Genomic DNA, 15,286 nt, shown 5'->3' on the forward strand with positions numbered 1-15,286 from the left:
CGCTTGACTCGGAACAATGCAAAGCATTCCAGTCCGCAGTCCCCCCGGGAGAAGCACATGAACACCCAGAACACCCCCTCCATCAGCTCCGCCAGCAGCGTCCTGTCCTTTCTGTCCGGCAGCTTCATCGAACCCGCTCCGCTGAATGAAGTGAGCGAGGACTGGGGTGTCGAGGTGCCTTACCTGTTCTTCATGCAAGAGCAGGCCGCCGCCGAGGCCGTGGCCGCATAAGTCGGCCTGCATCGGACTCGACTCGGACTCCCCGGCGCGCCTTGCGGGCGCGCCAACCCCAGACGGCCCGGCTTCGCCCGGGCCGTTCTGTTTTCCGACCGACCGGTCGGCCGGCAGATCTCGCTGACAAACACCGCCGGTGAATCCCCGCCCGCTCAGGGCGAGACCCAATGGCTCGCCGGCTCGCCGGGCGCAGCCATCAGCGCATGCCAAGCGTCCATCTGGGTGCGGAACACCCGGCCAGGCAGCCAGTCCTCCAAACCGGCGGCATACAGCCGGTCGGCCACCGGGCCCTTGAGCTCGCTCAGGTGCAGCTGCCGCCCCTGGCTGCGCAGCTCCAGCGCGAGCTGCTGCAGGGCCTCCAGGCCGCTGAGGTCGATCTCGTTGACGCCGCTCATCATCAGCACCAGGTGGCGCAGCTGGGGCCGGCCGGCCGCTTCCTCGCACAACAGGTCGCGCACCCAGTGGGCGTTGGTGAAGCGCAGGCCTTCGTCGATGCGGATGGCCAGCACGCCCGGCAGCAGCTCCACCGCAAAGCGCTTGGTGTTGCGAAACAGCTCGGTGCCCGGAATGCGCCCCACCTCGGCCCAGTGCGGGCGGGCGGTGCGCTGCAGCAGCAGGGCCACCGAACCCAGCACACCCAGGCCGAGGGCCATCTCCACCCCCAGCAGCGGCACCGCCAGGGTGACGCCGCCCATCAACAGGCCCTCGGCACGCGAATAGCGCCAGGCGCGCCGCAGCGGCTGCCACTCGGCCATGGGCAGCACGGCCACGATGATGGTGGCGGCCAGCACCGCCTGCGGCAGCAAGGCCAGCCAGCGCGCGCCCAGGCTGATCCAGAACGCGAAGGCCAGGGCCATGAAGATGCCCGTCCAGCGTGTGCGCGCCCCGGCCTCGGCCACCAGGCCGCTGCGCGAGAAGCTGCCGGCGATCGGCATGCCGCCGCTCAGCGCCGCCACGCCATTGGCCGCTGCCAGGCCGAGCAGCTCGCGGCGCGGCAGCACCCGCTCCTGCCGCCGAGCGCCCAGGCCTTGGGCCACGCCCAGGCTGGACACATAGCCGACCAGCGCCACCATCAGGGCCGTGGGCAGGGCCGCGCGCCACAGCGCCAGCGGCGCCGCCGCCAAGGAGGCCGGGCCGTGCACCTCGTCCAGCGCAATCCGCCCGGCTAGCGGCAGTGCGCCGGCCTGGCCGCGCCCTTGCAGCCAGGCCACGGCAGCGATGGCCAGGCCCACCAGCAGCAGCGGCACCATGCGCGCCAGCATCTGGGCGCGCGCCGGCGCCAGACCCAGGGCGCGCAGGGCGCCCGCGCCGAACTGGCGCGCCAGCACCAGCAGCAGCAGGGCGGCCAGTCCGAAGCCGGCCGTCAGGGCGTCCAGCTGCGGCCAGGGCGATGACGGGGCCCACTGCAGGCCGAGCAGCGGCACCAGTTGACCGTAGGCGATGGCCAGGGCCGAGCCGCTGACGAAACCCTGCATCACCGGACTGGAAAGCAGCGCACCCAGTGCGTCCAGGCGCAGCAGCGCCGTCAGCAGCAGCAGCAGGCCGACCTCGGCAGCCAGCACCAGGGCCACCGTCATCGGCCCCACGCCATGGGCCGGGCCCAGGCGGCCGACGGCCTCGCCAATCATCAGCGCCAGCACCGCCACCGGGCCGACGGCCAAGGTGGTGGAGCTGCCGATCAGTGCGTAGGCCAGCAGCGGCAGCAGGCTGGCCATCACCCCGGCCAGCGGCGGCAGGCCGGCCAGCAGGGCGTAGGCCAGGCTCTGCGGCAGCAGCAAGGCGCTGACCAGCAGGCCGGCCAGCGCGTCGTCGAGCGTCGGGCGGCCGAGGTCCAGCCCCTTCATTCGGGCAGGCCCAGCGGGATCCTCAGAAAGCGCCGGCCCTGGGCATCCGGCTCGGGCAGGCGGCCGCCGCGCAGGTTCACCTGCAGCGAGGGCCAGAGCAGGGCGGGTACGGCGAGCTGGCGGTCGCGCGCCTGGCGGCGCGCCACGAAGTCGGCCTCCGACACCCCGCCGCCCACCTGCACATTGCTGGCGCGCTGCACCGCCACCGTGGTTTCCAGGCAGGGTGCGCGGCCGGCGGGCGGGTAGTCGTGGCAAAGCATCACGCGCGTGGCATCCGGCAGGGCAAGCAGGCGCTGGATGGAGCGGTAGAGCTGCACCGCGTCGCCGCCGGGGAAGTCGGCGCGGGCGCAGCCGTAGTCGGGGCTGAACAGGGTGTCGCCCACAAACACGCAACCAGGGGCCTCGGGCGTGCCAGGCAGGTAGTAGCTGATGCAGGCCGGCGTGTGGCCGGGGGTGTGCAGCACCTGCAGGCTCAGCTCGCCCAGCGGCACGCGGTCGCCCTCGGCAAAGAGCTGGTCAAAGGCCCCGGCGTCGCAGGGCGCGGTCAGGTCCAGCAGGGGTTGGAAGTGGGCCTGCACCGCGTCGATGCCGGCGCCGATGGCGATGCGCCCCCCCAACTGGCGCTGCAGCCACACCGCCGCGCTGAGGTGGTCGGCATGGGCATGGGTTTCGAGCAGCCAGTCCACCTGCAGGTCCAGCGCGCGCACGCGCTCCACCAGGCGCTGGGCGCTGGTGGGGTGCAGCTTGCCGCTGTTGGCCTGGAAGTCCAGCACCGGGTCGATCAGCGCGGCGCGGCGCGTGCGCGGGCAGGCCAGCAGGTGGCTGACGGTGCCGGTGGCGGGGTCGTGGAAGGACTCGAGGAGGTAGGGCGGTGCGGACATGCCCGCCATCATCCCGCCGAAAGCGCGCCCTGCACCCAGCGCTGCAGCTCCGCCGCCGGCATGGCGCCGCTGCGCCGGGCAATCTCCTCGCCGCCGCGGTAGAGCACCAGGGTGGGGATGGAGCGGATGCGGTTCCTCACGCTGGCCTGCGGGTTGCTGTCGGTTTCCACCTTGGCAAAGCGCACGCCGGGTAGCGCCGCGGCGGCGGCCTCGAAGTGCGGCGCCATGGCATGGCAGGGCCCGCACCACTCGGCCCAGAAGTCCACCAGCACCGGCTGCTCGGTCTTGGCGATGTAGTCGAAGAAGCGCGCGTCACTCAGCGCCACCGGGTGCGCGGGCGCCAGCTCGGTCTTGCACTTGGCACAGACCGGGCCGTCACCCAGGCGCTCCTCGGGCACGCGGTTGACCGCGCCACATTGGGAACAGACGAGATGCATGGCGAACTCCTTCAGGAAGGTGCAGGCGCACGGCGGCTCGGCCGCCGGCTCAGCACCCGCCCTTGATGCCGAACTTGCGCAGGATGCTTTCCATCAGGCACCAGCGCGTCAGGCCGGACTGCAGCAGGTTCACACCCACGAAGGCGGTGAAGGCCAGCCACCACTGTGAGTGGAAGACGGGGCTGCCGGGGATGCCGAGCAGCAGGGACAGCAGGATGAAGCTGCCGGCGACGACACGGACGATTTGCCAAGAGCTCATGGTCACTCTCCTTTCAAGAGGTGCAGGCGGTGGCGATAGGCCACGTAGTAGAGAACCGGAATGACGACCAGGGTCAGCACCGTCGACACGGCAATGCCGAAGATCAGGCTGATGGCCAGGCCGTTGAAGATGGGGTCGTCGAGGATGAAGAAGGCGCCCAGCATGGCCGCCAGGCCGGTGAGCAGGATGGGCTGGGCGCGGGTGATGGCCGAGCGCTGAATGGCGGTCTCGAAGGCCATGCCGGTGCGCACCTGCAGGTTGATGAAGTCCACCAGCAGGATGGAGTTGCGCACGATGATGCCGGCCAGGGCAATCATGCCGATCATGCTGGTGGCCGTGAACGGCGCATGCAACAGGGCATGGCCAGGCATCACGCCGATGACCGTGAGCGGGATGGGCGCCATGATGATCAGCGGCGTCAGGTAGCTGCCGAACTGCGCCACCACCAGCAGGTAGATCAGCACCAGGCCGACGGCGTAGGCCAGGCCCATGTCGCGGAAGGTCTCGTAGGTGATCTGCCACTCGCCGTCCCACTTCAGGCTGTAGCCGCGGTAGGGGTCGGAGGGCTGGCGGATGAAGAACTCCTGCAGGCGGCCGCCGTCCGGGGTCTCGATCTGCTGCAGGGCCGAGCGCGCGCTGAACAGACCGTAGAGCGGGCTGTCGATGCGGCCGGCCATGTCGGCCACCACGTAGTGCACGGCCAGGCCGTCCTTGCGGTAGATCGGCTGCTCGCGCTGCGCGTCCTGCACCGTCACCACCTCGCGCAGCGGAATGAGCGCGCCGCTGGCCGACTTGACGCCGAGCGACAGCAGGGCGTCCAGGTCGCCGGCGCGCTCGGGCGGCAGCATCAGCGTGGCGGGCACGGCGCGGTGCGAGCCGTCGTGCAGCCAGATCGCCGCGTCGCCGCTCTGCGCCGCGCGCAGCGTGGCCACCACCTGGGCGGGGGCCACCCCCAGGCCCATGGTCTTGCGGCGGTCCACCTGCAGCAGCTGGCGCGGGGCGGCGGCGATGCCGGAATCGTCCACGTCCACCACGCCCTCTTGGCCGCTCAACACCTTGCGCACAGCGGCCGCCACTTGGGCGCGGCCGCTGGCCTCGGGGCCGTAGATCTCGGCCACGATGGGCGCGAGCACCGGCGGGCCGGGCGGCACTTCCACCACCTTCACATTGGCGCCAAAGCGCTGGCCGATCTTCTGCAGTTCCGGGCGCCAGCGGGTGGCAATGGCATGGCTTTGCTCCTTGCGCTGGCCTTTGGGCAGCAGGGTCACGGCCAGGTCGCCTTGGTGCGGGTCGGCGCGCAGGAAGTACTGGCGCACCAGGCCGTTGAAGTTGATGGGCGCTGAAGCGCCGGCATAGGCCTGCAAATGGCGCACCTCGGGCTGCTCGTCCAGCCAGGCTCCCAGGGCCTGCAGGGTGGCCGCCGTCTGTTCCAGCGGCGCGCCGGCTGGCATGTCGACGACGACCTGCAGCTCCGACTTGTTGTCGAAGGGCAGCATCTTCAGCATCACCAGGCCCACGGCCGGCAGGGCGACGGACAGGGCAATCAAGCCCGCCACCCCCAGGCCCAGCAGCTTGCGGTTGCGGCCGCCGCGCTGCGCGTGCAGCAGCGGGCCGAACAGGCGCTCGAAGCGCGGCGCCAGCCATTTGGACAGACCATGCAGGGCCTCGGGGTCGTGGCCCGCACCGGCCGGCACGGCCTTCATCAAGAGGCGCGCCAGCCAGGGCGTGACGACGAAGGCGATGGCCAGCGACAGCAGCATGCCCATGCTGGCGTTGATGGGGATGGGCGCCATGTAGGGGCCCATCAGGCCGGAGACGAAGGCCATCGGCAGCAGGGCGGCGATGACCGTGAGCGTGGCCAGGATGGTGGGGCCGCCCACTTCGTCCACCGCGCCGGGGATCAGTTCGCGCAGGGATTTGCCCGGGAACAGCTGCTGGTGGCGGTGGATGTTTTCCACCACCACGATGGCGTCGTCCACCAGGATGCCGATGGAGAAGATCAGCGCGAACAGCGACACCCGGTTCAGCGTGAAGCCCCAGGCCCAGGAGGCGAACAGGGTGACGGTGAGCGTGAGGATGACTGCGGCGCCGACGATGGCGGCCTCGCGCTTCCCCAGCGCGAAGAACACCAGGGCGACCACCGAGGCGGTGGCGAAGAGCAGTTTCTGGATCAGCTGGTTCGCCTTGTCGTTGGCGGTGCTGCCGTAGTTGCGCGTCTCTTCCAGGTCCACCTGGGCCGGCAGCACGGTGCCGCGCAGCTCGGTCACGCGGGCGCTCAGGGCGCGCGCCACGTCGATGGCGTTCTCGCCGGCCTTCTTGGTCACCGCCAGGGTCAGGGCCGGGAAGTCCTGGCCGTCCACGCGGTGCCACACCAGGCGGGTCTCGGGCAGCGGGCCGTCGCTCACCTGGGCCAGATCGCGCAGCTGCACCGGCTTAGCGTTATGCACACCCACCACCAGCTCTTCCACCTCGCGGGCATCGCGCAGGAAGGGGCCGGCTTCGAGCTGGATGGTCTGGTTGCCGAGCACGCGCTCGCCCACCTGCGCGCCCTGGTGGGCAGCCTGCAGGGCCTGGCGCAGCTCGCTCAAGCTGAAGCCGACGCGGTTCAGCTTGGCCGGGTCCACTTCCACCTTGATGGCGCGGCCGGGGCCGCCAATCGTCGTGATGTCGCGCGTGCCAGGCACGCGCTTGAGCTCGGCCTCCAGGCTGTGCGCCACGCGCTCCAGGTCGTAGCGGCCGAAGTTCGGGTCGCGGCTGAACAATGTGAAGCTGACGATGGGCACGTCGTCGATGCCCAGGGGCTTGACCAGCGGGGGCGAGGCGCCCAGGCCCGGCGGCAGCCAGTCGGCATTGCTCTGAATGGTGTCGTGCAGGCGCACCAGGGCTTCGGTGCGCGGCACCCCCACCTTGAATTGCACGGTGATGACGGCCATGCCGGGGCGCGAAACGGACATCACATGCTCGACACCGGGCATGCGCGAGAGCACCTGCTCACCCGGCACCGCCAGCAGCGATTCGACATCCGCCACAGCCGCGCCGGGCAGCGCCACCATCACATTGGCCATGGTGACGTTGATCTGCGGCTCCTCCTCGCGCGGCGTCACCGCCACGGCGAAGACACCGAGCAGCAGCGCGACGATCGCCAGCAGCGGGGTGATCTGCGCGCTCTGGAAGAAGGCCGCGATGCGGCCGGACACGCCCAGCTTGCTCATCACTTGGCTCCCTTGGCCGCGCGCTGCGGCTCCAACACCACACGCTCACCGGCGCTCAAGCCCGCCAGCACCTCCACCTGATCGCCCTGCACCGGGCCCAGGCGCAGCTGGCGCAGCTGCGGCTGGCCCTTGGGGTCCAGCACGTAGACAGCGCGCAGCTCGGCGCGGCGCACCAGCGCCGCCTGCGGCACCCACAGACGGGTGGGCGCGGCGGCCTGTTCCTGCGGCACCCACAGGCGCGCGAACTGGCCGGGCTGGGCGGCGGATTCAGGAAGTTCCAGGCGCACGGCTTGGGTCTGCGAGCCGGCATCGGCCAGCGGCAGGCGTTGCACGCGGGTCGGGTTCAGGCGCTGGCCCAGCGCGGGGATCTCGACCTGCAGCGCGGCCGCGTCCGGCAGGCGCAGCTGCTGCGGCACGCTGGCCGTCACGCGCAGGGCGCGCGGGTCGAACACCGTCACCAGCGCGCGACCGGGCATGGCCATGTCGCCCAGCGACACCGGCACTTCGGCCACCACGCCGTCGTACGGCGCCGTCACGCGGTGGAAACCGGTTTGCGTGCGGGCCGCTTCCAGCGCGGCGGCCTGGGCCTGCAGCTGCGCGCTGCTGGCCTTGAACTGCGCCTCGGCCTGGTCCAGCGCGCCCTGGCTGATGAAGCCCTGCGCGCGCAGCTGCTGCTGGCGCTCGAAGTCGCGCTGCGCCAGGGCGAGCTGGGCCTTGACGGCCTGGGCCTGCGCGGCGCTCGCCTGGGCGCCCTGCTCGGCGGCCCGCGCATCCAGGCGGATCAGCAGCTGGCCGGCCTTGACGCGGTCGCCCACCTTGACGGCGATCTCGACGATGGCGCCCGGCACCTGCGCGGCCAGCACGGTCTGGCGCTGCGCCTCCACCACGCCCTCGAAGCCGCGCAGGCCGGCCTGGTTGCCGGCTTGCAGGGTCAGGGTGCGGTAGGGCTCGGACGCCTGCGCGGCCGCCAGCGGCAGCGTCAGGGCCAGGGGGAGCAGGGCGCGAAGCAGGGTGGGTTTCATGGCGCGGCAGGGGTGGCTGTCTGTCTCGGGCTTAAGTATTTACGCATTTGCTCAAATAGTCAATAACGTACAGAATGCGGCCCGTGAACCCGTCAGGAATGCCCATGCCCGCCACCGCGCCCTCGATGCACGAACTGCCCGACCCCGCCCTGGACGAGGTGGCCTCCTTCTTCCAGGCCCTGGCCGAACCCAACCGCCTGCGCCTGCTGAACCTGCTGCGCAATGGCGAACAGCGCGTGGGCGATCTGGCCGAACAGACCGGCATGACCACGGCCAACGTCTCCCGCCACCTGAGCCTGCTGCAGCAGCGCGGCCTGGTCCGGCGTGAGAGCCGCGGCACGAGTGCGTATTACTGCGTGGCGGATGCGGGGATCTACCAGCTCTGTGACCTCGTCTGCGGCACCGTGGCGCGCAAGAGCGAGGCGGCGGCGCAGGAGCGGCTGGGCCTGTTCCGCCGCTGAAGGGGGCGCTCGCCCCCGCAGTCGGGTGGCGTAGCAACACCTGCTCACACACTGGTGGGCACGGCGGCGGATTCCGGCCAGAGCATCGGGCCCCTTTCCACTGCCCCTTTTGCACCATGGCCCAACCGAAGAATCTGGCCGTACTGTTCACCACGCTCGCCGCACTCGGGCCCGCGCTGGCCTCGCAGGCCGCACAGTCGGACGAATGCCTGCGCAACTACGCGGTGAAGGGCTCAGCCCTCTCCGGCAAGACCCACACCACCCACGGGATGCTCGAAGGCGTGGCGCCCACCGACGCCCTGCCTCGCATCGCGCGCTTCCTGTCCCTGAGCGGGTTCACCGTGCTGAGCCAGAACCCCGGCGCAGGACTGATCGAGGCGGCGCAGTCCGCCATGCTGGCGCAGGGCAAGCGCCTGCCCCTGAACGTCGCCGTCACGGCACAGGGCAACGGCAGCCAGGTGAACACCAGCTTCGTCACCAGCCCCTTGATGATCTTCAGCACCGAGACGCTGAAAGACCATCTCTGCAAGACCATTGCAGCCGGCGCAGCGGGCGACGGCGCGAGCCCCACACCAACACCGACCGCTGCGGCCATGCCCGCCAACCCGGCGCCGCCGCCCGCCCGGCCCCGCATCCAGGGCGTCGCCATGCTCTCGCCCTCGCAGGCGGAGCAGATCGCCACCGCGCTGCGCAAGGGCCCTCACCCGGAGCGCCTGAGCGAGGCCCTGCCCGCCCTGCTGCCCACCCTTGCGCAGTTCGTGGAGCGCATGGCCTGCATCAGCACCTTCAGTGCCGTGAGCACGCTGGATGAGTTTGCTGCAGCGGGCGTGAGCTTTCGGACCAAGGTGATTCAGGCGCCCATGCCCAAGATGAAGTACCACGACAGCAACCAATGCCTGGACGTGCTGCGCGTGCAGGGCTGGACCATGCCAGCCGACAACGCCCTCCAGTTCGAGGTGGCCTACAAGGCTGCGGACAGCGGCGAAGTGGCCAAGTCCAGCCACGAGGTGGTGCGCCAGCCGGATGGCAGCTGGCTGTTCCGCCGCTGACTTCCGGCACCCGCGCAACCCTGCACAGACAGCACCGGGGCAGGCGGCCGACAATCGCAGGCTTGACTTCCGGAGCCTGCTTCATGCGTCCCGTCCTTCGCGCCCTCGCCCTGTCTGTGACCCTGGCCCTCGGTGCCGCCGCCCAGGCTGCCGTGGACATGCCGCCCGGCATCGCCTGGCGCGCGGCGGCGCAGGACAGCGACATCGAGGCCGCCTTTGCCGCGGCCAAGGGTGAGAACAAGCCGGTGCTGCTGTACTGGGGCGCCAAGTGGTGCCCGCCCTGCAACCAGCTCAAGGCCACGCTGTTCAACCGCGCCGACTTCATCGAACAGAGCCGTGCCGTGGTGCCGGTGCAGATCGACGGCGACCTGCCGGGCGCGCAGAAGCTCGGTACCCGCTTCAAGGTGCGCGGCTACCCCACGCTGATCCTCTTCAGCCCGAATGGCCAGGAGCTGACGCGCCTGCCCGGCGAGGCCGACGCCGAGCGCGTCGTCAAGCTGCTGCAGATGGGTCTGTCGGGCGGCCGACCCATGAAGACCGTGCTGGCCGAGGCCCGCGCCGGCAAGGCGCTCAAGGCCGGCGAGTGGCAGCTGCTGAGCTACTACAGCTGGGACACTGACGAACAGCAGCTGGTGCCGGCCAAGGAGCGCGGCGCCCTGCTGCAGCGCCTGGCCACCGCCAAGGGCGTGCCGGCCGATGCCCGCACCCGCCTGAGCCTCAAGGCCCTGGGCGCCGGCGCCGCACCCGCCAAGGGCGACGCCGAACTGCTGGCCAGCGTGCTGAAGGACGCCAAGCAGGTGCGCACCCACCTGGACGTGCTGAGCAACTTCGCCGACGACCTGGTGCGCGCCCTGCAGCCGCAGCCCGGCGCCGCGCGCAGCGCGCTGGTGGCCCAGCTGAACCAGGCCCTGGCGGCGCAGCAGGCCGATGCGCAGCTCTCGCGCGCCGACCGCGTGAACTGCCTGATCGCTCGCGTGCAGCTGGCCCGCATCGACCTGCCCGAGGGCGAGGTCTACCCCAAGCTGGACGCCGCCCTGCTGAACGAGGTGCGCGGCCTGTCCAACCTGATGGACCGCGAGATCAAGGACGGCTACGAGCGCCAGGCGGTGATGACGGCCGTGGGCCATGTGCTGGGCCTGGCCGGCCTGTGGGCCGAGAGCGATGCCATGCTCAAGGCCAACCTGGCCAAGAGCCACTCGCCCTACTACCTGATGAACCAGTTGGGCGCGAACGCCCGCAAGACCGGCCGCAAGGACGAGGCGCTGAGCTGGTACGAGCAGGCCTTCAACAAGAGCGAGGGCCCGGCCACGCGCCTGCAGTGGGGCTCGACCTATTTCGAGAACCTGGTGAAGCTCAGCCCGCAGGACACGGCGCGCATCGAGAAGCTCGCCGCCCAGCTGATCGCCGAGGCCGAAAAGGACAAGGGCGCCTTCTACGAGCGCAGTGCACGCTCGCTGCAGAAGGTCAGCGACCAGCTGGTGCCCTGGGCCAAGGGCGCCAACGCCCCAGTGCTGCAGCGCCTGCAGGCCCAGCTGGGTGGGGTGTGCGCCAAGTTGGACACGGCCGACGCGCAGCGCAGCACCTGCGAGGCCTTGCTGAAGCAAAAAGGCTGAAGTACTTTCAGACCCGGTACACGCTTTGTGGCCGCTAAGCGCGGCCGCCGCCGGCCATGCCCTACGACTACCCGCAGATCCAGGAGCTGCACCTGCTGCTGGCGGTGGTGAGCATGGCCATGATCGCGGTGCGCGGCCTGGGCCTGCTGCTGGGCGCGCGCTGGCCGCTGGACAGCCGGCTGCGCACCATCAATGGCGGCGTGGACATCCTGCTCACCGTCACCGGCCTGAGCCTGTGGGGCCTGCTCAACATCAGCCCCGTGCACCATGGCTGGCTGATGGCCAAGCTGGTGCTGCTGCCGATCTATGCGCTGCTGGGTGCGCTGGCCTTCAACCCGAACCGGGCGCTAGAGCTGCGCGTGGCCTGCTACCTGGGGGCGCTACTCTGCATGGGACTGATCGTCGGGGTTTCCCAGACACGAGACCCCTGGCTGGGCCTGCTTTGAGAGCGGCCGCGACAATCGCGGCATGAAACCGATCGCCTACACCCGTGCCGCCCGCCTGCCCGAACTGATGCAAGAGCGCATCCTGGTGCTGGACGGCGCCATGGGCACCATGATCCAGCGCTACAAGCTGACCGAGGCCGATTACCGCGGCACGCGCTTCGCCGACCATGGCAAGGACCTGAAGGGCAACAACGAGCTGCTGCAGTTCACCCGCCCCGAGGTCATCAGCGAAATCCACGAGCAGTACTTGGCCGCCGGCGCCGACATCATCGAGACCAATACCTTCGGTGCCACCTCGGTGGCGCAGGAGGATTACGACCTGGCGCCGCTGGCCTACGAGATGAATGTGGCCGCCGCCCGCCTGGCACGCGCCGCCTGCGACAAGTACTCCACGCCGGACAAACCGCGCTTCGCCGCCGGCGCCCTGGGCCCGACGCCGCGCACCGCATCCATCAGCCCCGATGTGAACGACCCCGGCGCCCGCAACATCGACTTTGAACAGCTGCGCGCCGCCTATTACGAGCAGGCCAAGGGCCTGCTGGACGGCGGCTGCGACCTGTTCCTGGTCGAGACCATCTTTGACACCCTGAATGCCAAGGCCGCGCTGTTCGCGTTGGACGAGCTGATGGAGGACACGGGCGAGCGCCTGCCCGTCATCATTTCGGGCACGGTGACGGACGCCTCGGGCCGCATCCTCAGCGGCCAGACGGTGACGGCGTTCTGGCACTCGGTGCGCCACGCGCACCCGATCGCCGTGGGCCTGAACTGCGCCCTGGGTGCCAGCCTGATGCGGCCCTATCTGGAGGAGCTGGCCCTGGCCGCGGGCGACACGCCGATCAGCTGCTACCCCAATGCCGGCCTGCCCAACCCGATGAGCGACACCGGCTTTGACGAAACCCCCGAGATCACCGGCCGGCTGGTGGGCGAGTTCGCCGCGCGCGGCCTGCTGAACATCGCCGGCGGCTGCTGCGGCACCACGCCCGGACATGTGGCGGCCATCGCCGCCGAAGTGGGCCGCTACCGTCCGCGCCCGGCCGGGCTGTTCAGCGCCCTGCTCGCTGCCTGAGCCTCGGGCTCGGGCAGCGCGGGCAGCAGTTCACGTTCCAGCTGCGCCACCACGCCGCGGCGGCGCAGCTCGGTCAAGGCCTTGTTGAAGGCCGCGGCACGCTCGGCCGAGCGCGGCTCGGCGCGCGGCCATACGAGGTGCAGCAGGCCGAGCGAGAGTGGTGCCCCCACACGCTTGAAGCCCTCCGGCCCGGCCGTGGCCTGGCGAGCCGCCGCCCAGCCGCCGTAGTCGCTCAGAGCCACGAAGTCGACGCGGCCGCGCGTCAGCATCTCAAAGCACTGGGCCATCTGCGCCACACGCTCGACCTTGACGCTACCGCCCTCCACCAGGCGCTGCACGGGCTCGGGCTGGTTGGAATCTTGCAGATGGCAGCTGCGCCGGCCGGGCAGGTCGGCCAGGCCGCTGATGGGACTGTCGGCGCGCACGAACAAGTAGGAGCGCACCAGCAGCAGGGGCTCAGAAAACAGGAACTCGCGCTCGCGTTCGGGCGTGCGCAGCATCGGGAAGGCGGCATCCACCTGGCCGGCCGCCGCCGAGGCATGGGCGCGCGCCGGGGGCTGGAACTGCAGCTCCAGCTGCAGGCCCTGCTCGGCCAGCACCTGGCGCACCAGGGCGGCATAAAAGCCCTGCTGCGGCAGATCCTTGCCCACATAGGGCGGGAACTCGTTGCTGACCATGCGCAGCACCGCCGGCTGGGCCCATGCGGCACCGCCCAGCAGCAGGAAGGCGAACGCCAGCAAGCGGCACATGGGCCACAGTGTGCGTCAAGGCCGGTAGCCGTAGCCCTGGGGCAGCACCTGATGCTCCAGCTTGTGCATCACGCCCTCGGCACGCAGCCGGCGCAGCGCCTGGTTGAAGGCCTCGGCGCGTTGCACATTGCCCTTCACCTGGCGCGAGAACATCAGGAACACCGGTTGCAGCGCCAGCTGCTCGGCCGCCATGCGGAACTTGCGCGCGCCGTCGGGCACCGCGGCCATGCCCTCGAAACCGGTGTTCTCGCCCGTCACCACGAAGCGCACCCGTCCCAACGCCAGCATGCGGAAGCAGGCGCCGATCTCGGGCACGCGCTGCATCTGCAGCCAACCCGCTGCCAGCGCCGCATCGAGTTCCGGATAGAGCTTGGAGCCCTGGATGTTGCACAGCGGATGGCCGCGCATGGCCTCCAGCCCGCCGCCGGACCAGGGGTCATCGCGGCGCACGAACACGCGCACCCTGACGTGAAAGATCGGCTCGCTGGGGATCAGCTCGCGCTCGCGCTCGGGCGTGCGCGAGAGCGGAAAGACCGCCGTGTAGCGGCCGGCCATGGTTTCCTGGATCGCCCGGTCCGGCGGCAGGAAGTGCAGCTGGGCATCGACATCCAGCTCCTGCAGCACGCGGCGCACCAGCACGGCGTAGTAGCCGTTGTCGGCCCGCTTGGTGGTGATGGCGGGCGGCAGCTCGGCCGTGGCCAAACGCCAGGTCTCGCGTGCCTGCGCCGGAAGCTGGGCCAGCAGGCCCAGCAGCACCACCCAGGCCCGGCGCCTCATACCGCCAGGCGCATCAGCTTCTCAATCGACAGGCGCAGTCGCAGTTCATGCGGGGCCAGGCTCTGGCTGATGGCCTGGCTGGCCAGCCGGGTGTCGCGCGGCACCGGCTCGGTCAGCGGGTTGCCGCTCTTGCCGATGAGTGCGGCCACCAGGGGCTCGGTGGCCGAGGCGCCGCGCTTGATGACCACGCCCTCCTCGCCATTGGCCAGGCGCACCAGGGTGCCCGGCGGGTAGAGGCCGACCGCCTTGATGAGCGCCGCACCGGCCTCGTCCTGCTGCTTGCGTTCGTCCAGAAAGATGGCGCGCGAGGCCTGGGCGCCGGCCTGGGCCTTGCGCGCGATGCGCGGCGACAGGCGCGCGGCGAACACGTCGATGCGCTGCAGCAGCCGCGCCAAGCGCTCGGGCCAGGCGCGCTCGGCCAGCGGGCCGGGGCCGGTGTCGTGGTGCAGGCGCACGGTGTTCAGCCAGTTCGGGTCGCTCACGCCCATGCTCTGCAGCAGCGCCGCAGCCCGGTCGCCATGGCCGGCGAGCTGGCGCGCCTGCTCGGGGCTCAGGCCTTCGCGCTGCTGGGCCAGGCGGTCCTGCAGCAGGCCCAGGGCCAGGTTCATCGAAAGGGCCGCGCGCGTGAGCGCGCCGATCATCTCCATCGGCCAGTCCATGCGCTCGGCCGCCAGCTGGCACAGCACGGTGCAGAGCAGGGCGTGACGGGCGGTGTACTGGGCCAGCTCCTGGCTGGCGTCGTGCACCAGCAGCAGCAGGGTCTGGTCGGGGTGGCGTTCCAGGCGCTCCAGGGCCTCGCGGTGCAGGGCCTCGAAGCGGGTCAGGAAATCCTCGGCCTTCGGGTCCTTGAGCAGGTTGTGCACGCGCAGCTGCAGGTCCAGCCACTGCGCGTAGTCGCTCGTGACCACGGCGGTGCGCTGGCGCTCGTGCTGGAAGTCGGGCGCCACGCGAGCGATCTCGCGCAGCGAGGCGTTCTGGTGCAGCAAGGTGTTGGCCTTGGCCGTCATCTCGCGCTGGTAGGCCTCGGTCTCGTGTACCTGGGTGTAGGCGCCGCGCGCCAGCAGTTCGCGCACCACCTCACTACCGGGCAGCACGGTGCCGGCCGAGAACAGCAGCTTGCCGTCGGCGTCGCGCAGCGAAAAACTCAGGCGCTGGCCGGGCTTAAGGGCATTGGGGGGCAGTCGGACGAGATCCACCCTTCGATTGTCGGCATGGCTTGGCCGGGCTGGAGAGGGG

15 protein-coding genes are annotated in these 15,286 nt (G+C 70.7%); 6 read left to right on the forward strand and 9 right to left on the reverse strand.

Annotation, left to right across the window (positions count from 1 at the left end):
• The first annotated feature begins 57 nt into the window (after positions 1 to 57).
• The gene (locus I7X39_RS08200; protein ID WP_198110491.1) at positions 58 to 231 is read left to right on the forward strand and encodes a hypothetical protein; all 174 of its coding nucleotides are present in this window, start codon (positions 58 to 60) and stop codon (positions 229 to 231) included.
• A 155-nt stretch (positions 232 to 386) separates the two neighbouring features.
• Here the strand turns inward: I7X39_RS08200 and I7X39_RS08205 are convergent, their stop codons facing one another.
• From I7X39_RS08205 to I7X39_RS08230, 6 genes are read right to left on the reverse strand one after another with little or no spacing between them, the layout of a single operon-like run.
• Positions 387 to 2,078, reverse strand: a complete 1,692-nt coding sequence (locus I7X39_RS08205) for a SulP family inorganic anion transporter (RefSeq protein WP_198110492.1) — start codon at positions 2,076 to 2,078, stop codon at positions 387 to 389.
• Entirely contained in the window at positions 2,075 to 2,959 is an 885-nt protein-coding gene (locus I7X39_RS08210; RefSeq protein WP_198110493.1) for an MBL fold metallo-hydrolase, read from the reverse strand. Before I7X39_RS08210 ends, I7X39_RS08205 begins: the two co-directional genes overlap by 4 nt.
• 8 nt (positions 2,960 to 2,967) lie before the next feature.
• The gene (trxC, locus tag I7X39_RS08215) at positions 2,968 to 3,396 is read right to left on the reverse strand and encodes a thioredoxin TrxC (protein ID WP_198110494.1); all 429 of its coding nucleotides are present in this window, start codon (positions 3,394 to 3,396) and stop codon (positions 2,968 to 2,970) included.
• Between the two features lie 49 nt (positions 3,397 to 3,445).
• Positions 3,446 to 3,655, reverse strand: coding sequence for a YgaP family membrane protein (locus I7X39_RS08220; protein ID WP_198110495.1), 210 nt, complete (start codon positions 3,653 to 3,655; stop codon positions 3,446 to 3,448).
• Between the two features lie 2 nt (positions 3,656 to 3,657).
• Positions 3,658 to 6,867, reverse strand: coding sequence for an efflux RND transporter permease subunit (locus I7X39_RS08225; protein WP_198110496.1), 3,210 nt, complete (start codon positions 6,865 to 6,867; stop codon positions 3,658 to 3,660).
• Positions 6,867 to 7,889, reverse strand: coding sequence for an efflux RND transporter periplasmic adaptor subunit (locus I7X39_RS08230; protein ID WP_198110497.1), 1,023 nt, complete (start codon positions 7,887 to 7,889; stop codon positions 6,867 to 6,869). Before I7X39_RS08230 ends, I7X39_RS08225 begins: the two co-directional genes overlap by 1 nt.
• Before the next feature lie 104 nt (positions 7,890 to 7,993).
• On the opposite strand from I7X39_RS08230, the gene I7X39_RS08235 reads away from it, so the two are divergent.
• The 5 genes from I7X39_RS08235 (at position 7,994) to I7X39_RS08255 (ending at position 12,524) form a co-directional block, all read left to right on the forward strand.
• Positions 7,994 to 8,350, forward strand: a complete 357-nt coding sequence (locus I7X39_RS08235) for an ArsR/SmtB family transcription factor (protein ID WP_375140760.1) — start codon at positions 7,994 to 7,996, stop codon at positions 8,348 to 8,350.
• A gap of 116 nt (positions 8,351 to 8,466) precedes the next feature.
• The gene (locus I7X39_RS08240; RefSeq protein ID WP_198110498.1) at positions 8,467 to 9,399 is read left to right on the forward strand and encodes a hypothetical protein; all 933 of its coding nucleotides are present in this window, start codon (positions 8,467 to 8,469) and stop codon (positions 9,397 to 9,399) included.
• 83 nt (positions 9,400 to 9,482) lie between these two features.
• A complete protein-coding gene (locus I7X39_RS08245; protein WP_198110499.1) occupies positions 9,483 to 11,012 on the forward strand; it encodes a thioredoxin family protein in 1,530 nt (509 codons plus the stop codon).
• A gap of 56 nt (positions 11,013 to 11,068) precedes the next feature.
• A complete protein-coding gene (locus I7X39_RS08250; protein ID WP_198110500.1) occupies positions 11,069 to 11,458 on the forward strand; it encodes a SirB2 family protein in 390 nt (129 codons plus the stop codon).
• 22 nt (positions 11,459 to 11,480) lie between these two features.
• Entirely contained in the window at positions 11,481 to 12,524 is a 1,044-nt protein-coding gene (locus tag I7X39_RS08255; protein WP_198110501.1) for a homocysteine S-methyltransferase family protein, read from the forward strand.
• On the opposite strand, the gene I7X39_RS08260 is transcribed toward I7X39_RS08255, so the two are convergent.
• Genes I7X39_RS08260 through I7X39_RS08270 form a run of 3 tightly spaced genes read right to left on the reverse strand, consistent with a single transcriptional unit; the run spans position 12,476 to position 15,246 of the window.
• On the reverse strand, positions 12,476 to 13,273 hold the full coding sequence (locus I7X39_RS08260; RefSeq protein WP_198110502.1) for a substrate-binding periplasmic protein: 798 nt from the start codon (positions 13,271 to 13,273) through the stop codon (positions 12,476 to 12,478). The two genes, I7X39_RS08255 and I7X39_RS08260, sit on opposite strands and share 49 nt — an antisense overlap.
• 15 nt (positions 13,274 to 13,288) lie before the next feature.
• Positions 13,289 to 14,050, reverse strand: coding sequence for a substrate-binding periplasmic protein (locus tag I7X39_RS08265; protein ID WP_198110503.1), 762 nt, complete (start codon positions 14,048 to 14,050; stop codon positions 13,289 to 13,291).
• Positions 14,047 to 15,246, reverse strand: a complete 1,200-nt coding sequence (locus I7X39_RS08270) for an HD-GYP domain-containing protein (RefSeq protein ID WP_198110504.1) — start codon at positions 15,244 to 15,246, stop codon at positions 14,047 to 14,049. The genes I7X39_RS08265 and I7X39_RS08270 overlap by 4 nt, the downstream gene beginning before the upstream one ends.
• Between the last annotated feature and the right edge of the window lie 40 nt (positions 15,247 to 15,286).

This window comes from Inhella proteolytica, assembly GCF_016093275.1.
GTDB classification, from domain to species: Bacteria; Pseudomonadota; Gammaproteobacteria; order Burkholderiales; family Burkholderiaceae_C; genus Inhella; species Inhella proteolytica.

Coding starts and splice junctions, on each gene's coding strand:
- I7X39_RS08260 (WP_198110502.1), bottom strand. CDS start 13,273: ATGTGCCGCTTGCTGGCGTTCGCCTTCCTGCTGCTGGGCGGTGCCGCA.
- I7X39_RS08245 (WP_198110499.1), top strand. CDS start 9,483: ATGCGTCCCGTCCTTCGCGCCCTCGCCCTGTCTGTGACCCTGGCCCTC.
- I7X39_RS08205 (WP_198110492.1), bottom strand. CDS start 2,078: ATGAAGGGGCTGGACCTCGGCCGCCCGACGCTCGACGACGCGCTGGCC.
- I7X39_RS08250 (WP_198110500.1), top strand. CDS start 11,069: ATGCCCTACGACTACCCGCAGATCCAGGAGCTGCACCTGCTGCTGGCG.
- I7X39_RS08235 (WP_375140760.1), top strand. CDS start 7,994: ATGCCCGCCACCGCGCCCTCGATGCACGAACTGCCCGACCCCGCCCTG.
- I7X39_RS08225 (WP_198110496.1), bottom strand. CDS start 6,867: ATGAGCAAGCTGGGCGTGTCCGGCCGCATCGCGGCCTTCTTCCAGAGC.
- I7X39_RS08220 (WP_198110495.1), bottom strand. CDS start 3,655: ATGAGCTCTTGGCAAATCGTCCGTGTCGTCGCCGGCAGCTTCATCCTG.
- I7X39_RS08200 (WP_198110491.1), top strand. CDS start 58: ATGAACACCCAGAACACCCCCTCCATCAGCTCCGCCAGCAGCGTCCTG.
- I7X39_RS08210 (WP_198110493.1), bottom strand. CDS start 2,959: ATGTCCGCACCGCCCTACCTCCTCGAGTCCTTCCACGACCCCGCCACC.
- I7X39_RS08255 (WP_198110501.1), top strand. CDS start 11,481: ATGAAACCGATCGCCTACACCCGTGCCGCCCGCCTGCCCGAACTGATG.
- I7X39_RS08265 (WP_198110503.1), bottom strand. CDS start 14,050: ATGAGGCGCCGGGCCTGGGTGGTGCTGCTGGGCCTGCTGGCCCAGCTT.
- I7X39_RS08240 (WP_198110498.1), top strand. CDS start 8,467: ATGGCCCAACCGAAGAATCTGGCCGTACTGTTCACCACGCTCGCCGCA.
- trxC (WP_198110494.1), bottom strand. CDS start 3,396: ATGCATCTCGTCTGTTCCCAATGTGGCGCGGTCAACCGCGTGCCCGAG.
- I7X39_RS08230 (WP_198110497.1), bottom strand. CDS start 7,889: ATGAAACCCACCCTGCTTCGCGCCCTGCTCCCCCTGGCCCTGACGCTG.